This is a genomic window from Enterobacter sp. BIDMC 30 (assembly GCF_000534355.1).
GTDB classification, from domain to species: domain Bacteria; phylum Pseudomonadota; class Gammaproteobacteria; order Enterobacterales; family Enterobacteriaceae; genus Enterobacter; species Enterobacter ludwigii.
Map to the genome: position 1 here is coordinate 3,170,534 of NZ_KI973169.1, position 19,157 is coordinate 3,189,690.

The following is a 19,157-nucleotide window of genomic DNA, read 5'->3' on the forward strand; positions in this document are numbered from 1 at the left end:
CGGCGCGGCGTTGACCGCACCGGGCTACACCTTAGAGTTGCGTCAGTTTCTGCAGCATCTGGTCGGTCGTCGACACTGCTTTACTGTTAATTTCATACGCGCGCTGAACCTGGATCATATTCACCAGCTCTTCTGCAACGTTCACGTTCGAGGTTTCCACATAACCCTGATACAACAGACCCGCACCGTTGAGGCCCGGGGTGCTTTCATTTGGCGTACCGGAGGATTGCGTTTCGGTGTAGAGGTTCTCACCAATGCTTTCCAGACCGGTGTCGTTCATGAAGGTGGTCAGGTTTAGCTGTCCAACCTGAACAGGTGCGGCCTGCCCCTGCTGCGTCACACTCACCACGCCGTCACGCCCGATAGTAATACTCAGGGCATTCGCCGGGATGGTAATCGCAGGCTGAACCTGGAAACCACCCGCCGTCACCAGCTGGCCATTCTGATCGACCTGGAACGATCCGTCGCGGGTATAGGCAGAAGTACCGTCAGGCAACTGCACCTGGAAGAACCCCTGGCCTTTGATTGCCACGTCTTTGCTGTTGTTGGTCTGAGACAGGTTGCCCTGGCTATGCAAACGCTCGGTGGCTACCGGACGAACACCGGTACCAATCTGCAGGCCGGATGGCAGCGTCGTTTGTTCAGAAGACTGCGCTCCCGGCTGGCGGATGGTTTGATAAAGCAAATCTTCGAAAACGGCACGCTGACGCTTGAAACCATTGGTGCTGACGTTTGCCAGGTTGTTGGCAATCACATCCATGTTGGTTTGCTGCGCGTCCAGGCCAGTTTTCGCGATCCATAAAGAACTGATCATAAGGAGTCCTGTTAACTCATAGCCAGAAGTTGGTTAGCCTTGCCCGCGTTTTCATCAACGCTGCTGATAATCTTCATCTGCATTTCAAAACGACGGGCACTGGCGATCATGTCGGTCATCGCTTCGACCGGCTTGACGTTACTGCCTTCCAGAACGCCGGACATCACGCGGATGCTCGGATCGGCCTGTAACGTGGCACCCCGAGTGGCCTGGGTCGCCTGGGTCAGACGGAACATCCCGTCATCGCCACGCTGCACCTCTTTGCCTTCCGCCTTCACCAGCTTCAGACGCCCGACGGGCGCAACGGTATTGGCCGGATCGCCCGGGTTCAATGCCGAAATGGTCCCGTCGGCCGCGATAGTCAGCTCAGACCCTTCCGGCACCGTCAGCGGACCCGCTTCACCCATTACCGGATGACCCTGAATCGTCAGCTGGCCCGTGGCACTCACCTGGATGTTACCGTTACGGGTATATCCTTCACCGCCGTCAGCGGTCTGCACCGCCAGCCAGCCGTCCTGTTGCAGGGCAACGTCCAGCGGGCGTGAGGTGTAATCCATCTGGCCTGGCGTCATATCCGCACCCGGCGTAGAGGCCGTAACCAGCGTACGCGTCGGCAGGGAGAGCCCTTCCACCGGGACCGCACGCAGCGCATTAAGCTGCGCACGAAAGCCCGGTGTAGAGGCGTTTGCCAGGTTGCTGGCAGTAACAGCCTGCTGATTGAGCGTCTGGCTTGCCGCGCCCATCGCGGTATATATTGCGTGATCCATTGCGCTTTCCTGTCAGCCGCTTAACGCAGGTTAACCAGCGTGTTGAGGATCTGATCCTGGGTTTTGATGGTCTGCGCGTTCGACTGATAGTTACGTTGCGCGACGATCATGTTCACCAGTTCTTTACTCAGATCCACGTTAGACGCTTCCAGCGCACCGTTGGTCAGCGTACCGAAGTTACCGGAGCCCGCAGTACCCAGCAGCGCCACGCCAGAAGACTGGGTGGCAGACCAGACGTTATCGCCTTCAGACTTCAGACCTTCGTTGTTGGCGAAGTTAGCCAGCACGATCTGGCCCAGGGCCTGGGTCTGTTCGTTGGAGTAGTTGCCCACCACTGTGCCATCGTCGTTGATCTGGTAGCTCACCAGATCACCCGGTTTGTAACCGTTCTGGTTGGTTGCCACGATGTTATTCGCGCCGGTGTTCTGCTGCATGGAATTGGCGAAGCTCATCGCAAACGTGGCTGGCGTTGCACCTGGAACGGTGCCGGTGGTGATATTGATGCTGCCGCCGCCGGTCAGTACGCCGCTGGTGTTGAAGGTCAGCGTGGTCGCCAGGGATGGCGTGCTTCCTGCAACGCTGCCGTCCTGGGCATAGACTTTCCAGGAGTTTGCCGGAGTCGCGTCTTTAACGTAAAACAGGTTCATGTTGTGCGCATTACCCTGGCTGTCAAAGACCGTCACCGTCCCTTTTTTGTTGTAGCTGTCAGGGTTGGTCGGATCAAAGGCCGTGGTTGGCGCGGTGTCAGTAGAGTTCAGGTTGATCTGCTGGGACGCGGTGGTGGTGGATTTCGCCGCCATCAAGGTCGTTGGGATATTGATCGCCTGCGGGTTAGCGCCGGTCTGAACCGTTGGCGGGGTACCCGCAACAGGATAACCGGTTAATTGCAGACCCTGCATGTTCACCAGGTTACGGTTTTCGTCCAGCTTGAACTGACCGTTACGGCTGTAGAACACAGAGCCGTTGGAATCGACCATACGGAAGAAACCGTTCTGGCTGATGGCGACGTCCAGACCACGACCGGTGTTGGTCGTCGTACCGTCGGTAAAGTCCTGAGTGATGCCCGCAACTTTCACGCCCAGACCCACTTTGGAACCGGCAAACATATCTGCAAATGAGGCAGAACCGGATTTAAAACCATAGGTCGCGGAGTTGGCGATGTTGTTGCCAATGACATCCAGGTTGGTGGCCGCAGCATTCAGGCCGCTGACCGCTTGAGAAAAGGCCATGACTTACTCCTGATAAGTGTTAAGGCTTAGATAATCTGCCGAACTTCGTCGAGCGTGGTGGTACCCGAGGTACCCAAATCCAGTTTGTTACCGCCGGCGCCTTTAATCACGCCCTGAACCAGCGCGAACTGCAGCGGCTGCGCCACCAGTTGGGTGGTTCCGTTGCTGGCGCTGATCGCCACTTTGTAAGAACCGTTTGGTGCTTTCGTGCCGTCGGTCAGGCTGCCGTCCCAGGTAAAGGTGTGTACGCCTGCCTTCAGCTCACCAATCTCAATGGTGCGTACCACTGCCCCGCTCGCATCGCTGATCGTCGCAGTCACTTTGTCAGCCGGCTGCTGCAGCTCAACGCCAAACGGCGTGGTGGTCGTGGTTGACGTCCCCTCGGTAGTGCTGGTGCCGGCAAGGATCGTGGTCCCCGGGATCATCACCCCATGACCAATCAGATTCGCAGCCTGCAGAGACTGGCTGTTGTCAATCTGACCGGAAACGGAGCCAAGGGTGGTATTGAGTTTTTCAATGCCGCTGACGGTACTGATCTGTGCCAGTTGCGTGGTCAGCTCGTTGTTCTGCATCGGATTGGTGGGATCCTGGTTCTTCAGCTGCGCCACCAGCAGCGTCAGAAAGCTGCTCTGCAGATCGGACGCGTTACTGCCCGTCAGGGCGTTGGAACCCGTCGAACTTTTGGCGCCATTAACACCTGAGTTCGTGGGATCATTCACATTTACGGCGATGGACATGCATGTCTCCTTTACTGGCCGAGAGTGAGTGTTTTGAGCATCATGCTCTTCACGGTATTAAGCACTTCGACGTTTGCCTGGTAACTGCGTGACGCCGACATGGAGTTCACCATCTCACCCACCACATCCACGTTAGGCATTTTTACGTAACCGTTCGCATCCGCCAGCGGGTTGCCAGGCTCATACACCAGCTTGTCCGGTGCCTGGCTCTCAACCACATCAGAGACTTTCACACCGCCGGTGGCCGCGCCTGGCGCCGCATCGACCTGAAAGACGACCTGTTTCGCACGATAAGGCTGACCGTCTGGTCCGGTCACGCTGTCGGCGTTCGCCAGGTTACTGGCGGCTACGTTCAGACGTTTGGACTGCGCGGTAAGCGCCGAGCCGGCGATATCAAAAATATTCAGCAAGGCCATTTATCAGTTGCCCCCCTGCAGGACGTTCATCATGCCTTTGATTTGTCCGCCGAGAACGGTCAGGCCTGTCTGGTATTTCAGGCTGTTATCGGCAAACTGTGTACGCTCCCGGTCCATGTCCACGGTGTTACCGTCGAGTGAAGGCTGGTCGGGAATGCGATAAAGCAAATCGGTCGTTGGTGCGGTCATCGTCTGAGCGGGAATATGACGTGAGGAGGTCAGCGCGAGCGCGACACCGCTCCCTTCTGCGCGTCCACGCTCTATCACTTTTTTAAGCTCACTGGAAAAATCAATATCGCGCGCCTGATACCCTGGCGTATCGGCGTTAGCGATATTGGCGGCTAAAATTTCCTGCCGCTGGGCACGTAAATTGAGCGCTTCCTGCTGAAAACGTAACGCGGCGTCGAGTTTATCGAGCATGTCTCCTCCGCTGATGGCAAAATTTCAGTTCACAGCTTAAATCTCAACCCATCCGCCTTATCGACGGAATAAGCGCAAAATGCGTCGCTATTTATTGCGTTGATGAAAAACCACTGCAGGTAGAATTCACTCAATTCTGGAAACGGTGGAACTTGCGATGCAAACGTTAAAACGTGGCCTGATGGCAACTTTCTTGCTTTTTAGCCCCCTGGTGCAGGCGGATGGTTTACAGGATCAGCTAAACACCTTTTTTGCCCAGAAGCTGGCGGGCTTTAGCGATGAAGTTGTCGTCACGGTACGCACGCCACCAAATCTGTATTCCTCCTGTGAGCAGCCGTCATTTACCGTGACCGGCACCACCAGACTGTGGGGGAACGTGAACGTGCTGGCACGCTGCGCCAACGAAAAACGGTATTTACAGGTTGCAGTCCAGGCGACAGGCAATTATGTTGTCGCCGCTGTCCCCATTGCCCGGGGTACCGCACTGCAGGCCAACAGCGTGACGTTGAAGCGCGGCCGTCTGGATCAGCTGCCGCCACGGACAATGCTTGAAATTAACCAGGCGCAGGACGCCGTCAGCCTGCGTGATGTCGCACCGGGCCAGCCGATACAGCTGTCGATGCTGCGCCAGGCGTGGCGCGTCAAGGCGGGTCAACAGGTGATGGTGGTGGCCAATGGAGATGGCTTCAGTATCAACAGTGAAGGGAAAGCGTTAAACAATGCCGCGGTAGCGCAAAATGCCCGCGTCAGAATGTCTTCAGGGCAGGTGGTTAGCGGAACCGTCGATTCTGATGGGAATATTCTGATTAACCTATAATCTTTTTAAAGATTTCGCTGCAGCTGCCGATAAATATTCAACTAATGATGATGTCAGGCGCCAACGCCGCGAACCCTCGATGAGGACAACACTATGAGCATTGATCGTACATCAGCCCTGAAGCCGGTAAGCGCTGTACAACCTCGCGAAACGAATGACGCTACGCCGCAGAAAACGCGTCTGGAAAAACCGTCAACGTCTAACAGCACCAGCGTAACCCTGAGCGATGCCCAGGCAAAACTGATGCAGCCAGGCTGCAACGATATCAACATGGAACGCGTTGAAGCGCTGAAAACGGCTATTCGTAACGGCGAGCTGAAAATGGACACCAGCAAAATTGCTGACGCCCTGATTCAGGAAGCGCAGAGTTTCTTACAGAGTAACTAACCGTATGAGTCGACTGTCAGAAATACTGGATCAAATGACGGTTGTCCTGAACGACCTGAAAACGGTAATGGACGCTGAGCAACAGCACCTCTCTTCCGGTCACATCAACGGCAGCGCGTTGCAGCGTATTACTGAAGACAAAAGCTCGCTTCTGGCGACGCTGGATTACCTTGAGCAGCAACGTCGCGCTGAGCAGGATCCTAAGCGCAGTGCTAACGACGATATCGTTGAGCGCTGGCAGACTATTACAGAAAAAACCCAGCACCTTCGCGATCTCAACCAGCATAACGGCTGGCTGCTTGAAGGTCAGATAGAGCGTAATCAGCAAGCGCTTGAGGTGTTAAAACCGCATAAAGAAACCGGGCTGTACGGTGCGGATGGTCAGACAGCGACGGCCCGTATTTCGGGCGGGAAAAAGATTTCGATTTGAAGCATAAGCGACAAATCAAGCAGTGGGGAGCACCATAAGGTGAACTCCCCTTTTGGCGTTTATGCCGTACGGCGGGCAAACTCTTTCACTTTGAAGCCCAACACGGCGAGGGTGGCAAAGTAAGCCACAACCCCAACACCCACCACGGCCATCAGTCGCAGCAGACGATAAGGCATGGTGCCGAGCGACCACTCCGGCATCACGTGCATCATGCCGAGCAACGCCGCTGCCATCACCAGCACCGCGATAACCAGTCGCACAAGGAAACTCGCCCAGCCCGGCTGCGGCGTGAAGATATCCTGCTTACGCAGCTGCCAGTACAACAGCCCGGCATTCAGACAGGCCGCCAGACCAATAGACAGAGCCAGACCCGCGTGCTTCAGCGGGCCAATAAACGCCAGGTTCATCAACTGGGTCATCACCAGCGTCACCAGGGCAATCTTCACCGGGGTTTTAATGTTCTGACGGGAGTAGAACCCTGGTGCCAGCACTTTAACAACAATCAGCCCCATCAATCCCACCGAGTACGCCACCAGCGCCTGCTGAGTCATGGACGCATCATGGGCTGAAAATTTACCGTACTGGAACAGCGAGACGGTCAGCGGTTTCGCGAGGATCCCAAGCGCCACCGCGCTTGGCAGTGCCAGCAGGAAACAGAGGCGTAAGCCCCAGTCCATCAGGCGGCAATACTCATCATGGTTGCCGCTGGCAAAGCTTTTCGAGAGCGACGGCAGCAGAATCGTCCCCAGCGCGACGCCCAGTACGCCAGAAGGAAACTCCATCAGACGGTCAGCGTAGTACATCCAGGAGACCGAACCGGACACCAGGAAAGAGGCAAAGATGGTATTGATGATAAGTGAGATCTGGCTGACAGAAACCCCGAGGATTGCAGGTCCCATCTGCTTCATGACGCGCATTGCGCCGGCATCACGGAAATTAATGCGCGGCAGAACCAGCATGCCAATTTTCTTCAGATGCGGCAGCTGATATGCCAGCTGCAGGACGCCGCCCACGGTCACCGCCCAGGCCAGCGCCAGTACCGGCGGGTTGAAATGCGGTGCGGCAAACAGGGCAAAGCCGATCATGCTGACATTCAAAAACGTCGGCGCAAACGCCGGAACGGAGAAGCGGTTCCAGGTATTGAGGATTGCCCCCACCAGCGAGGCCAGCGAGATCAGCAGAATATAAGGAAAGGTAATGCGCAGCAGCTGGGTGGTAAGCGCAAATTTATCAGCGGTGTCGGCAAACCCCGGCGCGGTCACCATAATCACCCAGGGCGCAGCCAGCATCCCCAGGACTGTCACAATAGCCAGCGCCAGCGTCAGCAGCCCGGAGACGTAGGCGACAAACACCCGCGTAGCATCTTCGCCCTGCTTGCTTTTATATTCCGCCAGAATTGGAACGAAGGCCTGCGAGAAAGCCCCCTCAGCAAAAATACGGCGCAATAAATTCGGCAGTTTGAACGCGACGAAAAAGGCGTCCGTTGCCATCCCAGCACCAAAAACCCTTGCCACAATGGCATCGCGCGCAAAACCCAGTACGCGAGAAAACATGGTCATCGAGCTGACTGCTGCCAGCGATTTTAATAAGTTCATTAATGTGAATTTCCACAACCATACGGCAAAACGCCTGCAGAGCAGGCGTAATGAATGCCCGACGGCGTTGCGCTTGCGCAGGCCTTCGGATTTGCAGGCCGGGTAGGCGAAACGCCTCCCGGCGAAACCAACAATCGGCGCTTAGTCTACCCGGATTTAAGGGAATTACTATCGGCAGATGTTACAGAGGGTTATTCACTCATGGCCTCTCGCCAGAGCCGTTCCACGATGCGTTGCGCCATGATGGCCTGTTCACCGGCGGTTTCCGGAACCGTCTGATTTTGCACGCAGCTAATGAAGTGACGGGCGCATCCCGCGAAGCCGCGTTGCTCCAGAGTGCTCTGCCAGCCCGGCGCCGGAAGCGTGACCACACCGTTGCCTTTCTCTTCACGCCACTCCCGCATGTCGGTGATGTCATACAGCGCACCTTCAGTGACGGCCTGGACAAACTCCCGCTGACTGCCCGCACGACGATGCATGCTGGTGGTCACCTGCAGATGTTCCAGCGCAAAGTGGTGCTCGGCGTAGACCATCTCGCCCAGATCGTTGGTCATCAGGGTCCCGCTTTTCAGCTGAGCCTGGCCGTTTGTCAGCCAGAGCGCTGTGTCCACCACGTGCAGATAATCATCGAGAAGCGTAAAGCGCAGATCGTTTGGCCCGACGCTGTCGGTACGGTGTTTATCCATCCTCAGGGAGGCCAGCGCGCCCGGCTGAGCCTTCAGCTGCTGATAAAGCGGAGCGAAGCGGCGGTTAAAGCCCACCATCAGCGTCAGGTTCTTGCGTGCCGCCAGCTCTATCAGTCGCTCGGCATCCTGAACGTTCTCCGCCAGGGGCTTATCCACACAGACGTGAACACCGGCATTCAGCAGTTCGCTGACTACCTGATAGTGCGTTGCCGTTGAGGTATGCACAAATACCGCGTCGCACTCGCGGGCAAGATCCGACAGCGAAGCGGCATAAGGTATCCGCCAGGTTGCGCAGATGCGTTCAGCCTTCTCGCGGGTAGGTGACCACGCGCCCTGAAGCGTCCAGTCCGTTGCCGCGCCTAATACCGGTAACCAGGCTTTTTGTGCAATACCGCCAAGCCCCACCACGCCTACACGTAATTTTTTCACTGTTAATCTCCCAAATGTGCCAGCAGTGCGTCCAGGCGCTGTTTCAGCCCAGCGACCTCCTCTTCCAGCGCGTCCACGCGCGCCGTCAGGCTGCCGCTGACAACAGTGGACTCTTGTTCCGTTGCCAGCGTCGCGGTATCCACCTCGCCACTGAAGAGATGCATATAGCGGCTCTCACGCTTGCCCGGTTCGCGTGCCAGACGCACCACGTAAGGGCCATCCTCGCGGGTTGCAAGCCCTTCCAGGGTTTGTTCCACTTCCTGCATATCCGCAAACTCATGCATACGGGAAGCCCGTGTGCGCAGCTCGCCGGGAGTCTGTGCCCCGCGCAGTAAAAGGGTCGTGATCACCGCCACTTCCGCGGCGCTCAACTTCAGGTCGCCGAATTCGGAATTACAAAAACGTTGTTCGTACTTGGTGACGCGGTTTCCGAAGCCGCTGACGGTGCGCAGATAATGGCGTTTCACCAGTTCATCCAGCACATCCTGAACGTCATGCTCGCTGAGGTTCATTACCGGCTCGCGGTTGGTCTTTTGGTTGCAGGCCATCATGACGGCGTTGACAGAGAGCGGATATTGCTCCGGCGTCGTGACCTGTTTTTCCAGCAGGCATCCGACGACGCGCGCTTCTGCACCGCTTAACTGATATTTCATCTCTTCTCCTTAGCGACCCGCTGTCCAGTCCCGGGTGGTTAATGCCGTGAGGACATGGTCGCGCCATTCTCCATCTATCAGCAGATAGTCTTTGGCGTAACCCTCTTTCTCAAACCCTAAACGCGCCAGCAAATTACCGCTGCGCTGATTATGCGGCATATAGTTCGCCATAATACGATGGATATGTTGCGTGCGTTGCATATAACGGATCGCCACCGTTAATGCTTCATACATCAGCCCCTGCCCCTGCCATTTCTGACCGATGGAGTAGCCGAGGTAGCAGGCGTGAAACGATCCGCGCACGACGTTTGAAAAGTTGGCGATGCCGATAATCTCTTTTTCTTCGGGATCCAGCAGCGCAAAATAAAACGCACTTCCCTGCTTATGAAATTCCGCAATCATACTGAGGCGCGCCTGCCAGCCAGATGGGTAACAATGGCTCTCATCCCGAACGGGTTCCCAGGGTTTTAAAAACTGGCGATTCTCGGCGTAATAATCCGCCAGACGCCAGGCATCACGCTCATGCACCAGACGAACGACCAGCCTGTCCGTTGTCAGACGCACTTTTGGCACATTACTGCGATAGCCAAACATCGATACCACTCCTTCCCGTCACTTCTGCTGACCCATTAGCTTTACTATACCTGTGCCTGCGCCGTCTGTGAAAACAGTGACATACCATTTTGACCTCTTTTCACATTTTTCGATGAGAACTCTCTATCAAAGCGCTCTTTTGATAAAAAAATATTGTCACGCCCAGGGGTGGGAAAACGCGCAGTAACCCCGCAGAATGTTAGCGTGCTCACCATCCTGTTTTCCCTGGAGGGAAAATGTCCCGCGTATCACAGGCGAGGAGCCTGGGTAAATATTTCCTGCTAGTCGATAACATGCTGGTCGTGCTCGGCTTTTTTGTAGTGTTTCCTCTTATCTCGATCCGCTTTGTCGATCAAATGGGCTGGGCGGCGCTGATGGTTGGCATCGCGTTGGGGTTACGCCAGTTTGTCCAGCAAGGCCTTGGGGTGTTTGGCGGCGCCATTGCTGACCGCTTCGGCGCGAAACCGATGATTGTGACCGGTATGCTGCTTCGTGCGGCAGGCTTTGCCACGATGGCGGTTGCCCATGAGCCCTGGCTTCTGTGGTTCTCCTGCTTTCTCTCCGGGATCGGCGGAACCCTGTTTGACCCGCCGCGCACCGCGCTGGTGGTGAAGTTAATTCGCCCGCAGCACCGCGGACGTTTCTTCTCGATTTTGATGATGCAGGACAGCGCGGGCGCGGTAATTGGCGCGCTTCTGGGGAGCTGGTTGCTGCAGTACGATTTCCGTCTGGTCTGCGCGGCTGGCGCGGTGCTCTTTATTCTGTGCGCCCTCTTTAATGGCCTGTATCTGCCAGCATGGAAATTGTCGACGGTGAAAGCGCCGGTACGCGAAGGGCTGGGCCGCGTCCTGCACGACAAACGTTTTGTCACCTACGTATTGACCCTGACGGGTTACTACATGCTTGCCGTGCAGGTGATGCTGATGCTGCCTATCATGGTCAATGATATTGCGGGAACCCCGGCCGCCGTGAAATGGATGTACGCCATCGAAGCCGCGCTTTCGCTGACGCTGCTCTATCCGATTGCCCGCTGGAGTGAACGGCATTTTCGCCTGGAGCATCGTCTGATGGCCGGGCTGTTTTTAATGACACTGAGCATGATGCCCATCGGTCTGGTGAATTCTCTCCAGCAGCTGTTTACGCTGATTTGCACCTTCTATATCGGCTCTATCATCGCCGAGCCGGCTCGTGAGACGCTGAGCGCCTCGCTTGCAGATGCGCGTGCCCGCGGCAGCTATATGGGGTTCAGCCGACTCGGTCTGGCCTTTGGTGGGGCTTTGGGTTACGCCGGCGGCGGCTGGCTGTTTGATGCAGGCAAAGCGCTGAATCAACCGGAACTGCCGTGGATGATGCTCGGCGCGGTGGGCTTTATGACGCTGCTGGCCCTCTGGTGGCAGTTCAGCCAGAAGCGCAGCGCAAGCGGCATGCTCGAACCGGGCGCGTAGCCCTTCCCTCTGGCGGGAGGTCGCTCCCGCCTCACTTCTCAGTTTTTTCTGCTGGTTTCTGCCATTTCACACTGACATACTGACGTAACAGGACAGAAGCGCCGATTTTTCGTTGAGGAACACTATGAAGAAAATTGTCATTGCCGCTGCATTCATTGTCAGCGGTCTGCTGGTGGGCTGTAACCAGCTTACGCAATACACCGTCAGTGAACAGGAAATTAATCAGGCGCTGGAAAAACATAACAACTTTTCAAAAGACATCGGCGTGCCCGGGCTTGCCGATGCGCATATCGTCCTCAGTAACCTGACCAGCCAGATAGGACGTGAAGAGCCAAACAAAGTGACGCTGAACGGGGATGCAAACCTCGATATGACCTCCCTCTTCGGCAACCAGAAAGCCAATATCAAGCTGAAGCTGAAAGCGCTGCCAGTCTTTAACAAAGAGAAAGGGGCTATTTACCTGCAGGAGATGGAAGTCGTCGATGCGGAAGTCACGCCGGACAAGATGAAATCTGTGCTGCAAACCCTGATGCCTTATCTGAATCAGTCGCTGCGTAACTATTTTAATCAGCAGCCAGCCTATGTCTTAAGTGAAGACAAGAGCAAGGGTGAAGCGCTTGCGAAAAAGTATGCTAAAGGGATAGAGGTGAAACCGGGAGAAATCATTATTCCCTTCACTGATTAACCCGTAGGGCGCCGAGGCGCCCTTTTTTTTACGGAAAAGTGTGCAAACGAAAACGTTTCCGCTTATGATTTGTGTCCGGCAAAAACAGCCATCCGAATGACTGATTCCTGACAAGCCGGAGCTTCCATGACTGCACAACCCCAGGTTCTTAAAATCCGCCGCCCTGACGACTGGCATATCCATCTGCGCGATGGCGATATGCTCAAAACCGTCGTGCCTTATACCAGCGAAATTTATGGCCGCGCGATTGTCATGCCTAACCTGGTGCCACCAGTCACCACCGTCGATGCCGCAATGGCGTATCGCCAGCGCATTCTGGATGCCGTCCCGGCGGGCCATGATTTCACCCCGCTGATGACCTGCTACCTGACCGATTCCCTGGATCCAAACGAAGTGGAGCGCGGGTTTAACGAAGGCGTATTCACCGCTGCGAAACTTTATCCGGCCAATGCCACCACCAACTCCAGCCACGGCGTTACCAGCATTGATGCCATCATGCCGGTACTGGAGCGTATGCAGAAACTGGGTATGCCGCTGCTGGTTCACGGTGAAGTCACGCATGCCGAGATCGACATCTTTGACCGTGAAGCCCGTTTTATCGACACCGTGATGGAGCCCCTGCGTCAGCGCCTTCCCGCGCTCAAAGTGGTCTTCGAGCACATCACCACCAAAGATGCCGCGGAGTATGTCCGCGACGGTAACGAGCTTATCGCCGCCACCATCACGCCACAGCATTTGATGTTTAACCGTAACCACATGCTGGTTGGCGGTGTACGTCCGCATCTGTACTGCCTGCCGATCCTCAAGCGTAACATTCACCAGCAGGCGCTGCGCGAACTGGTTGCCAGCGGTTTCTCTCGCGCGTTTCTGGGCACGGATTCCGCACCTCATGCGCGTCATCGCAAAGAAGCAAGCTGCGGCTGTGCGGGCTGCTTTAATGCCCCAACTGCTCTCGCCAGCTATGCAACCGTGTTTGAAGAGATGAATGCCCTGCCGCATTTCGAGGCGTTCTGCTCACTCAATGGCCCCCGTTTTTATGGGTTGCCGGTCAATGAGACCTTCATTGAGCTGGAACGTAAAGAGAGCCAGGTTGAGGAAGCCATTCCACTGACCGATGACACGCTGATCCCATTCCTGGCAGGTGAAACCGTTCGCTGGACGGTAAAACGCTAAAAAATCAGTGCCCCTTGTTGTCAAACCGATAATATACCTGTATAAATAAACAGTATATTACACAGGGGGCATTTATGCGTATTGAAGTCACCATAGCCAAAACTACCGTTCTGCCTGCCGGCGCGCTTGATGCGCTTGCAGGCGAATTATCCCGTCGTATTAACAACACCTTTCCCGAAAACGACGGTGCCGTAACGGTCCGTTACGCGGCCGCAAACAACCTCTCCGTCATTGGCGGCGCGAAAGAAGATAAAGCGCGTATCACCGAAATCCTGCAGGAAACGTGGGAAAGCGCCGACGACTGGTTCATCACAGATTAACACTGCTCCCTCATTGTGTTTTTTTGCCGGGTCGCCCCGGCTTTTTTTCGCCTGAAAATCCAGAAAGTTCAAATTAATTCGGCAACTTCTTTAAAAATCGTGAACAACATGGTGTTTTATTGTTCGAACAATCCTAAAAAGCAGAAAAATGTGTTGCTAGCTGTTTATTTTTCCCTTAGGAACCCTTATTACTTGTATACTGAAGTTGCTTCAGAAAAACATGCATTGAACCTCGAAGTCGTTGTCTTCTAACACGCATTATGGGGGTTATAATGGAAAAGAATAGCGAAGTCATCCAGACCCACCCACTCGTTGGCTGGGATATCAGTACCGTAGACAGCTACGATGCACTGATGCTGCGTTTGCACTACCAGACCCCAAATCAGCTGAACCGTGAAGAAGCGGAAGTTGGACAGACGCTGTGGCTTACGACAGACGTCGCCCGTCAGTTTATTTCTATTTTGGAAGCAGGCATCGCAAAAATAGAATCTGGCGACTACCAGGAAAATGAGTATAAACGGCATTAGCGTTTAGCCCACTTTTCACTCTACAGGCACCCTCGGGGTGCCTTATTTATTTCTCCCTTGTATAAGCCCCCGATGTTAATTACTCTGCTAACAAAGCGTTAGTTTAAGAGATGCCCATGAAATATGATCTGATTATTATTGGTAGCGGCTCCGTTGGTTCTGCCGCCGGATATTATGCCACCCAGGCTGGCCTCAAGGTTCTGATGATAGATGCCCATCTTCCCCCTCATTCAGAGGGAAGCCATCATGGCGATACTCGCCTCATTCGTCACGCCTATGGTGAAGGCGAGCGCTATGTCCCGCTGGTACTTCGCGCGCAAGCGCTCTGGGACGAACTGGCTAAACAGACTGAGGAGCGCATTTTCGAACGCACGGGCATCATTAACCTTGGTCCTGCCCGCTCTGATTTTCTCGCCAGCGTCGAACGCAGCGCGAAGACATTTAACCTGGACGTTGAGAAGCTCGACGCGGCGGGGATCATGTCACGCTGGCCGGAAATCACCGTCCCGGACGATTATGTTGGTCTCTTTGAAGCCCATTCCGGCGTGCTGCATTGCGAAACAGCAATAAAAACCTGGATAGCGCTGGCCGCGAAAGCAGGCTGCGCCCAGCTTTTCAATTGTCCGGTCGAGGCCATTAAGCATGACGCTGACGGCGTCACGGTGACAACCCTGGACGGAGAGTACACGGCCTCCCGATTGCTCATCAGTGCAGGTACCTGGGTAACCCGTCTGCTGCCAGACCTGCCCGTACAGCCGGTGCGCAAGGTCTTCTCCTGGTTCCAGTCTGATGGCCGTTACAGTACGCAGAATAAATTCCCGGCGTTCACCGGCGAGTTACCCAACGGCGATCAGTTCTACGGCTTCCCTTCGGATAAAGACGCGCTCAAAATCGGGAAACACAATGGGGGACAAATTATCTCCTCTCCTGAAGAACGTAAACCGTTTGGCGCCTACCCACAGGATGGCTCTGAAGCCTTCTCGTTCCTGCGAAATATTCTGCCGGGCGTCGGTGGCTTACTCTATGGCGCGGCATGCACCTACGACAACACGCCGGACGAAGACTTTATTATCGATACGCTGCCCGGGCATGAGAACACATTGCTCATCACCGGTCTGAGCGGTCACGGCTTTAAGTTCGCGTCGGTTCTGGGTGAAATTGCCGCGCAGTTTGCCCAGGGTATTACACCGCAGTTTGATCTGAAGCCCTTCTCTCTTTCACGTTTTAACGGATAATCCACCACGGGCTTCGGACGTTCCGGAGCCCCTCTTCTTGTAACGGTTTGCGGGGCGCTATGCGCAAAGTTGTGGGTTTTCTCATCAATAATATTCGTGAGCATTTGATGCTCTATATCTTATTGTGGGCGCTGCTGGCCATCATTGATTTTATTTACATTGTATTTTACTGAAAGCCTGCCTGACATTTATTGACATTACTTTATATTTGCTTAAGTTAGAACAATTCCTCAATTAGCCCTTTGTTAAGTCTTGCACGAAGACATTGAATTACCTTTGCGGATCATTTTCAAAACCGCTGAAATAAATAAAATAAAAATCAATATCGACTTATTTCAGTTGCAATATCATTCCTTCCCGTTCATTTTTACTGCTCTGTTTATTTGATAATGGTAATCCTGATGCAATTGCGTAACACCTCCCGGCGCTATGGAATAATATCCATAAGCTTGCACTGGATATTTGCTATTGCGGTCTATGCCATGTTCGGACTTGGCCTCTGGATGGTGACGCTCAGCTATTACGATGGCTGGTATCACCAGGCCCCGGAGCTGCATAAGAGCATCGGCGTGCTGCTGATGATGGGGCTGGTTATTCGCGTGATCTGGCGACACATTTCACCGCCGCCTGCCGCGCCAAAGACCCACAGTAAATTTACCCGTATCAGCGCTGTTGCCGCGCATATTACGCTTTATGCGCTGCTCTTCGCTCTTCTGATCAGCGGCTATCTCATTTCGACAGCAGAGGGTAAGCCAATAAGCGTTTTTGGCATTTTTGATGTCCCGGCAACGCTTGCCGATGCGGGATCACAGGCCGATATTGCCGGGGTGATTCACCTCTGGCTGGCATGGAGCGTGGTTATCCTGTCCGTGCTGCACGGGCTTGCCGCCCTTAAACATCATTTCATCGATAAAGACGATACGCTAAAGCGCATGCTTGGCCGCTCGTCAGTTGACTCTGGAGCTTAAAATGAAAAAACACCTGCTGGGTATCGCACTGGGTTCTCTGTTATTTACCACCGGCTCAGCCGTTGCTGCTGACTATAAAATTGATAAAGAGGGCCAACATGCTTTCGTCAATTTCCGTATTCAGCATCTCGGGTATAGCTGGCTGTATGGCACCTTTAATGATTTTGACGGCACATTCAGCTTTGACGAAAAAAATCCTGCCGCCGATAAAGTCAACGTGACCATTAATACCAACAGTGTCGACACCAATCATGCAGAACGCGATAAACATTTGCGCAGTGCGGAATTCCTGAACGTGTCTAAATTCCCGCAGGCCACCTTCACCTCCACGGAAGTGAAAAAAGATGGCGATAAGCTGGATATTACCGGCAACCTGACGCTCAACGGCGTGACAAAACCGGTTACGCTGAATGCAAAATTAATGGGCCAGGGTGACGATCCGTGGGGGGGTAAACGTGCCGGATTTGAAGCCGCAGGTAAAATTCACCTGAAAGACTTTAATATTACTACCGATTTGGGCCCTGCTTCTCAGGATGTCGAACTGATTATTTCCGTTGAAGGCGTTCAGCAGAAGTCATAATAGCGACGCCCGGCAGGCTTTCACACTGCCGGGCATCAGCCTTATTCAGGGTCGGGAATACCCAGTTTGGTGTTCAGACGGCCACGGGATTTATTAAAAATCTTGTTACCGTTTTCCCGTCCTGCACGACGACGGCGCTGTTCCTCTTCCGGCAGCATACTCTCTTCACTGCACAGTTCGCTGCAGCATCCGTTAAATTTCTCGGCGCAGGCCGGACACTGAATAAACAGCAAATGACATCCGTCATTTTTGCAGTTGGTATGGGTATCACACGGCGTACCGCACTGGTGACAGTGGGCAATCACATCCTCTGAAATACGCTCGCCCATTCGTTCGTCAAAGACAAAGTTTTTACCGATAAAACGGACCGGTAAACCCTGCTCACGGGCACGGCGGGCGTACTCAATAATGCCGCCTTCAATGTGCCAGACCTTATTAAACCCGTTGTGCTTCATCCAGGCACTGGCCTTCTCACAGCGGATCCCGCCGGTGCAGTACATCACGATTTTTTTATCTTTATGTTCCTGCATCATCTCAACCGCTTTTGGCAGTTGCTCGCGGAAGGTATCAGCCGGAATTTCCATCGCGTTTTCGAAATGCCCCACTTCGTACTCATAATGGTTACGCATATCGATGAACACCGCATCCGGATCGTCCAGCATCGCATTCACTTCCGCCGCTTTCAGGTATTCCCCGACATCAGCGGCGTTAAACGCCGGATCGTCAATACCGTCCGCGACAATGCGTTCACGCACTTTCATGCGCAGTACCCAGAATGATTTACCGTCATCATCCAGGGCAATGTTCAGGCGTACACCGTTGAGAGCCGGATCGAACCCGTAAAGCAGGTCGCGGAAGGCGTTTACTTTGCTTTCCGGTACGCTGATCTGGGCATTGATGCCTTCACGGGCAAGATAGACGCGACCGAAAACATTCAGCGTCGTGAAGGCCTGATAAAGCGCATCGCGGGTCGCTTGTGGATCGTTGATGGTAAAGTATTTGTAGAATGAGATTGTCGTGCGCGGTTCGGTTTCAGCCAACATACGCGCCTTTAACATCTCATTCGAAACGCGGTTGTGTAACACTGGCATGGTGTACAAGTCCTGCAATCGTTAGAGAGAATGAAAAATCGGTCGGCATCATATAGCAAACAATGACAATTTACATCCACACAATTTACGCTACATTTCACACACCCCTAGTTAGTCAGACTTAACAATTGCTGCATTCGTACACGTTTCGAAGACAGACATTTTGGCTACGCCTCAAAAAATGAGACAATAGCTAAACAGGACGTTAGAACACAGGAAAGACATGACCCAGTTACCGAAATTTACTGTCGCCCTTTTGCATCCCCGCTATTGGTTGACCTGGCTTGGCATTGGTTTTTTATGGCTGATGGTCCAACTCCCTTACCCTGTGATTTTCCGTGTGGGCAAATGTGTGGGCCGTATTGGTCAAAAATTCATGAAACGCCGCGCCAGGATTGCCTACCGCAACCTTGAGCTGTGCTTCCCGCAGATGAGCGAGGCGGAACGTCATGAGATGGTTACCAGGAATTTCGAATCCGTTGGCATGGGGCTGATGGAAACCGGTATGGCATGGTTCTGGCCAGACAAACGGATGGCCCGCTGGAGTGAAGTCACCGGGACAGGTATGGAGCCTGTGCATACGCTTCAGGCCAATAAGACAGGCGTACTGCTGATTGGCGTGCATTTTCTGACGCTGGAGATCGGTGCGCGTATGTTTGGCATGCAGGCACCCGGTATTGGTGTTTATCGCCCTAACGATAACCCGGTGATCGATTTAATCCAGACCAACGGCCGTATGCGCTCCAACAAAAGTATGATCGACCGTAAAGACCTGAAGGGGATGATCCGCGCGCTGAAATCAGGTGAAGTGATCTGGTATGCCCCTGACCACGATTATGGCCCACAATCCAGCGTATTTGTCCCGTTCTTCGCCGTTGAAGAGGCGGCCACAACCACCGGTACCTGGATGCTGGCGAAAATGTCCAAAGCCGCGATCGTCCCGTTTGTCCCGCGTCGCAAGCCGGATGGCTCAGGCTACGAGTTAATGATGCTCGAGCCGGAACTCGCGCCGCCTCTGGACGATGCGGAAACGACCGCTCGCTGGATGAACAGAGTGGTTGAGAAATGCATCATGCTCGCGCCGGAGCAGTATATGTGGCTCCATCGTCGCTTCAAAACACGGCCAGAGGGTATGCCGTCGCGCTATTAATTTTCCGTG

Annotated in this window: 24 protein-coding genes; 13 read left to right on the forward strand and 11 right to left on the reverse strand. The window is 54.2% G+C overall.

All coding sequences use genetic code 11. The annotated features are described in order from the left end of the window. Positions 1 to 31 precede the first annotated feature (31 nt). The 6 genes from flgG to flgB are packed head-to-tail and all read right to left on the reverse strand — an operon-like array spanning position 32 to position 4,383. Complete coding sequence (gene flgG, locus L466_RS07400; RefSeq protein WP_008500810.1) at positions 32 to 814, reverse strand: flagellar basal-body rod protein FlgG; 783 nt, start codon at positions 812 to 814, stop codon at positions 32 to 34. 11 nt (positions 815 to 825) lie between these two features. After that, positions 826 to 1,581 carry a flagellar basal body rod protein FlgF gene (locus L466_RS07395; RefSeq protein WP_014169559.1) on the reverse strand — a complete coding sequence of 252 codons (756 nt, stop codon included), beginning with the start codon at positions 1,579 to 1,581 and terminating at the stop codon, positions 826 to 828. A 20-nt stretch (positions 1,582 to 1,601) separates the two neighbouring features. Beyond that, entirely contained in the window at positions 1,602 to 2,810 is a 1,209-nt protein-coding gene (gene flgE, locus L466_RS07390) for a flagellar hook protein FlgE (RefSeq protein ID WP_014169558.1), read from the reverse strand. A 26-nt stretch (positions 2,811 to 2,836) separates the two neighbouring features. Beyond that, on the reverse strand, positions 2,837 to 3,547 hold the full coding sequence (gene flgD, locus L466_RS07385; RefSeq protein WP_014169557.1) for a flagellar hook assembly protein FlgD: 711 nt from the start codon (positions 3,545 to 3,547) through the stop codon (positions 2,837 to 2,839). A gap of 11 nt (positions 3,548 to 3,558) precedes the next feature. Continuing rightward, complete coding sequence (gene flgC, locus L466_RS07380; protein ID WP_013097138.1) at positions 3,559 to 3,963, reverse strand: flagellar basal body rod protein FlgC; 405 nt, start codon at positions 3,961 to 3,963, stop codon at positions 3,559 to 3,561. Positions 3,964 to 3,966: 3 nt separating this feature from the next. Beyond that, positions 3,967 to 4,383 (reverse strand): flagellar basal body rod protein FlgB, encoded by a 417-nt coding sequence (gene flgB / locus L466_RS07375; protein ID WP_032681260.1) that lies wholly within the window; start codon positions 4,381 to 4,383, stop codon positions 3,967 to 3,969. 157 nt (positions 4,384 to 4,540) lie between these two features. On the opposite strand from flgB, the gene flgA reads away from it, so the two are divergent. The 3 genes from flgA (at position 4,541) to flgN (ending at position 6,017) form a co-directional block, all read left to right on the forward strand. Further along, complete coding sequence (gene flgA, locus L466_RS07370; RefSeq protein WP_032681261.1) at positions 4,541 to 5,200, forward strand: flagellar basal body P-ring formation chaperone FlgA; 660 nt, start codon at positions 4,541 to 4,543, stop codon at positions 5,198 to 5,200. A gap of 93 nt (positions 5,201 to 5,293) precedes the next feature. Beyond that, entirely contained in the window at positions 5,294 to 5,587 is a 294-nt protein-coding gene (gene flgM, locus L466_RS07365; RefSeq protein ID WP_032681262.1) for a flagellar biosynthesis anti-sigma factor FlgM, read from the forward strand. Positions 5,588 to 5,591: 4 nt separating this feature from the next. Further along, positions 5,592 to 6,017: a flagella biosynthesis chaperone FlgN gene (gene flgN, locus L466_RS07360; protein ID WP_032681263.1), complete on the forward strand. Its 426-nt coding sequence runs from the start codon at positions 5,592 to 5,594 to the stop codon at positions 6,015 to 6,017. Between the two features lie 59 nt (positions 6,018 to 6,076). Here flgN and murJ read toward each other — a convergent pair whose 3' ends face one another. The 4 genes from murJ to rimJ all read right to left on the reverse strand — a co-directional run bounded on the left by murJ (position 6,077) and on the right by rimJ (position 9,974). Continuing rightward, on the reverse strand, positions 6,077 to 7,612 hold the full coding sequence (murJ, locus tag L466_RS07355; RefSeq protein WP_020884681.1) for a murein biosynthesis integral membrane protein MurJ: 1,536 nt from the start codon (positions 7,610 to 7,612) through the stop codon (positions 6,077 to 6,079). A gap of 191 nt (positions 7,613 to 7,803) precedes the next feature. Further along, positions 7,804 to 8,727, reverse strand: a complete 924-nt coding sequence (locus L466_RS07350) for a Gfo/Idh/MocA family protein (RefSeq protein WP_032681264.1) — start codon at positions 8,725 to 8,727, stop codon at positions 7,804 to 7,806. 2 nt (positions 8,728 to 8,729) lie between these two features. Continuing rightward, positions 8,730 to 9,380, reverse strand: a complete 651-nt coding sequence (locus L466_RS07345) for a YceH family protein (protein ID WP_020884684.1) — start codon at positions 9,378 to 9,380, stop codon at positions 8,730 to 8,732. A 9-nt stretch (positions 9,381 to 9,389) separates the two neighbouring features. Continuing rightward, positions 9,390 to 9,974 carry a ribosomal protein S5-alanine N-acetyltransferase gene (gene rimJ / locus L466_RS07340; RefSeq protein WP_013097146.1) on the reverse strand — a complete coding sequence of 195 codons (585 nt, stop codon included), beginning with the start codon at positions 9,972 to 9,974 and terminating at the stop codon, positions 9,390 to 9,392. Between the two features lie 236 nt (positions 9,975 to 10,210). On the opposite strand from rimJ, the gene mdtH reads away from it, so the two are divergent. The 9 genes from mdtH to L466_RS07300 all read left to right on the forward strand — a co-directional run bounded on the left by mdtH (position 10,211) and on the right by L466_RS07300 (position 16,907). Continuing rightward, the gene (gene mdtH, locus L466_RS07335; protein ID WP_032681265.1) at positions 10,211 to 11,419 is read left to right on the forward strand and encodes a multidrug efflux MFS transporter MdtH; all 1,209 of its coding nucleotides are present in this window, start codon (positions 10,211 to 10,213) and stop codon (positions 11,417 to 11,419) included. 124 nt (positions 11,420 to 11,543) lie between these two features. Then, a complete protein-coding gene (locus L466_RS07330; protein WP_020884685.1) occupies positions 11,544 to 12,104 on the forward strand; it encodes a lipoprotein in 561 nt (186 codons plus the stop codon). A 126-nt stretch (positions 12,105 to 12,230) separates the two neighbouring features. Then, positions 12,231 to 13,277 (forward strand): dihydroorotase, encoded by a 1,047-nt coding sequence (gene pyrC, locus L466_RS07325; protein ID WP_032677867.1) that lies wholly within the window; start codon positions 12,231 to 12,233, stop codon positions 13,275 to 13,277. A gap of 74 nt (positions 13,278 to 13,351) precedes the next feature. Further along, on the forward strand, positions 13,352 to 13,597 hold the full coding sequence (dinI, locus tag L466_RS07320; protein WP_020884687.1) for a DNA damage-inducible protein I: 246 nt from the start codon (positions 13,352 to 13,354) through the stop codon (positions 13,595 to 13,597). Between the two features lie 272 nt (positions 13,598 to 13,869). Beyond that, positions 13,870 to 14,124 (forward strand): biofilm formation regulator BssS, encoded by a 255-nt coding sequence (gene bssS, locus L466_RS07315; RefSeq protein ID WP_008500827.1) that lies wholly within the window; start codon positions 13,870 to 13,872, stop codon positions 14,122 to 14,124. A gap of 116 nt (positions 14,125 to 14,240) precedes the next feature. Further along, positions 14,241 to 15,359 (forward strand): N-methyl-L-tryptophan oxidase, encoded by a 1,119-nt coding sequence (gene solA / locus L466_RS07310; RefSeq protein ID WP_032681266.1) that lies wholly within the window; start codon positions 14,241 to 14,243, stop codon positions 15,357 to 15,359. 59 nt (positions 15,360 to 15,418) lie between these two features. Beyond that, positions 15,419 to 15,532 (forward strand): DUF2770 family protein, encoded by a 114-nt coding sequence (locus tag L466_RS0122595; RefSeq protein WP_032670549.1) that lies wholly within the window; start codon positions 15,419 to 15,421, stop codon positions 15,530 to 15,532. A gap of 228 nt (positions 15,533 to 15,760) precedes the next feature. Further along, positions 15,761 to 16,327 (forward strand): cytochrome b, encoded by a 567-nt coding sequence (locus tag L466_RS07305; protein ID WP_032670551.1) that lies wholly within the window; start codon positions 15,761 to 15,763, stop codon positions 16,325 to 16,327. A 1-nt stretch (position 16,328) separates the two neighbouring features. Continuing rightward, positions 16,329 to 16,907: a YceI family protein gene (locus L466_RS07300; protein WP_020884691.1), complete on the forward strand. Its 579-nt coding sequence runs from the start codon at positions 16,329 to 16,331 to the stop codon at positions 16,905 to 16,907. Positions 16,908 to 16,948: 41 nt separating this feature from the next. Here the strand turns inward: L466_RS07300 and L466_RS07295 are convergent, their stop codons facing one another. Then, positions 16,949 to 17,998, reverse strand: a complete 1,050-nt coding sequence (locus tag L466_RS07295; protein WP_020884692.1) for an oxygen-dependent tRNA uridine(34) hydroxylase TrhO — start codon at positions 17,996 to 17,998, stop codon at positions 16,949 to 16,951. Positions 17,999 to 18,221: 223 nt separating this feature from the next. Here L466_RS07295 and L466_RS07290 point away from each other — a divergent pair, with 223 nt between their 5' ends. Further along, positions 18,222 to 19,148, forward strand: coding sequence for a Kdo(2)-lipid IV(A) acyltransferase (locus L466_RS07290; protein WP_014169534.1), 927 nt, complete (start codon positions 18,222 to 18,224; stop codon positions 19,146 to 19,148). The last annotated feature ends 9 nt before the right edge of the window (positions 19,149 to 19,157 follow it).

Bases quoted from the DNA above. Each gene is read 5' to 3' on its own strand.
- flgG (WP_008500810.1), bottom strand. From the start codon at position 814: ATGATCAGTTCTTTATGGATCGCGAAAACTGGCCTGGACGCGCAGCAA.
- L466_RS07395 (WP_014169559.1), bottom strand. From the start codon at position 1,581: ATGGATCACGCAATATATACCGCGATGGGCGCGGCAAGCCAGACGCTC.
- flgE (WP_014169558.1), bottom strand. From the start codon at position 2,810: ATGGCCTTTTCTCAAGCGGTCAGCGGCCTGAATGCTGCGGCCACCAAC.
- flgD (WP_014169557.1), bottom strand. From the start codon at position 3,547: ATGTCCATCGCCGTAAATGTGAATGATCCCACGAACTCAGGTGTTAAT.
- flgC (WP_013097138.1), bottom strand. From the start codon at position 3,963: ATGGCCTTGCTGAATATTTTTGATATCGCCGGCTCGGCGCTTACCGCG.
- flgB (WP_032681260.1), bottom strand. From the start codon at position 4,383: ATGCTCGATAAACTCGACGCCGCGTTACGTTTTCAGCAGGAAGCGCTC.
- flgA (WP_032681261.1), top strand. From the start codon at position 4,541: ATGCAAACGTTAAAACGTGGCCTGATGGCAACTTTCTTGCTTTTTAGC.
- flgM (WP_032681262.1), top strand. From the start codon at position 5,294: ATGAGCATTGATCGTACATCAGCCCTGAAGCCGGTAAGCGCTGTACAA.
- flgN (WP_032681263.1), top strand. From the start codon at position 5,592: ATGAGTCGACTGTCAGAAATACTGGATCAAATGACGGTTGTCCTGAAC.
- murJ (WP_020884681.1), bottom strand. From the start codon at position 7,612: ATGAACTTATTAAAATCGCTGGCAGCAGTCAGCTCGATGACCATGTTT.
- L466_RS07345 (WP_020884684.1), bottom strand. From the start codon at position 9,380: ATGAAATATCAGTTAAGCGGTGCAGAAGCGCGCGTCGTCGGATGCCTG.
- rimJ (WP_013097146.1), bottom strand. From the start codon at position 9,974: ATGTTTGGCTATCGCAGTAATGTGCCAAAAGTGCGTCTGACAACGGAC.
- mdtH (WP_032681265.1), top strand. From the start codon at position 10,211: ATGTCCCGCGTATCACAGGCGAGGAGCCTGGGTAAATATTTCCTGCTA.
- L466_RS07330 (WP_020884685.1), top strand. From the start codon at position 11,544: ATGAAGAAAATTGTCATTGCCGCTGCATTCATTGTCAGCGGTCTGCTG.
- pyrC (WP_032677867.1), top strand. From the start codon at position 12,231: ATGACTGCACAACCCCAGGTTCTTAAAATCCGCCGCCCTGACGACTGG.
- dinI (WP_020884687.1), top strand. From the start codon at position 13,352: ATGCGTATTGAAGTCACCATAGCCAAAACTACCGTTCTGCCTGCCGGC.
- bssS (WP_008500827.1), top strand. From the start codon at position 13,870: ATGGAAAAGAATAGCGAAGTCATCCAGACCCACCCACTCGTTGGCTGG.
- solA (WP_032681266.1), top strand. From the start codon at position 14,241: ATGAAATATGATCTGATTATTATTGGTAGCGGCTCCGTTGGTTCTGCC.
- L466_RS0122595 (WP_032670549.1), top strand. From the start codon at position 15,419: ATGCGCAAAGTTGTGGGTTTTCTCATCAATAATATTCGTGAGCATTTG.
- L466_RS07305 (WP_032670551.1), top strand. From the start codon at position 15,761: ATGCAATTGCGTAACACCTCCCGGCGCTATGGAATAATATCCATAAGC.
- L466_RS07300 (WP_020884691.1), top strand. From the start codon at position 16,329: ATGAAAAAACACCTGCTGGGTATCGCACTGGGTTCTCTGTTATTTACC.
- L466_RS07295 (WP_020884692.1), bottom strand. From the start codon at position 17,998: ATGCCAGTGTTACACAACCGCGTTTCGAATGAGATGTTAAAGGCGCGT.
- L466_RS07290 (WP_014169534.1), top strand. From the start codon at position 18,222: ATGACCCAGTTACCGAAATTTACTGTCGCCCTTTTGCATCCCCGCTAT.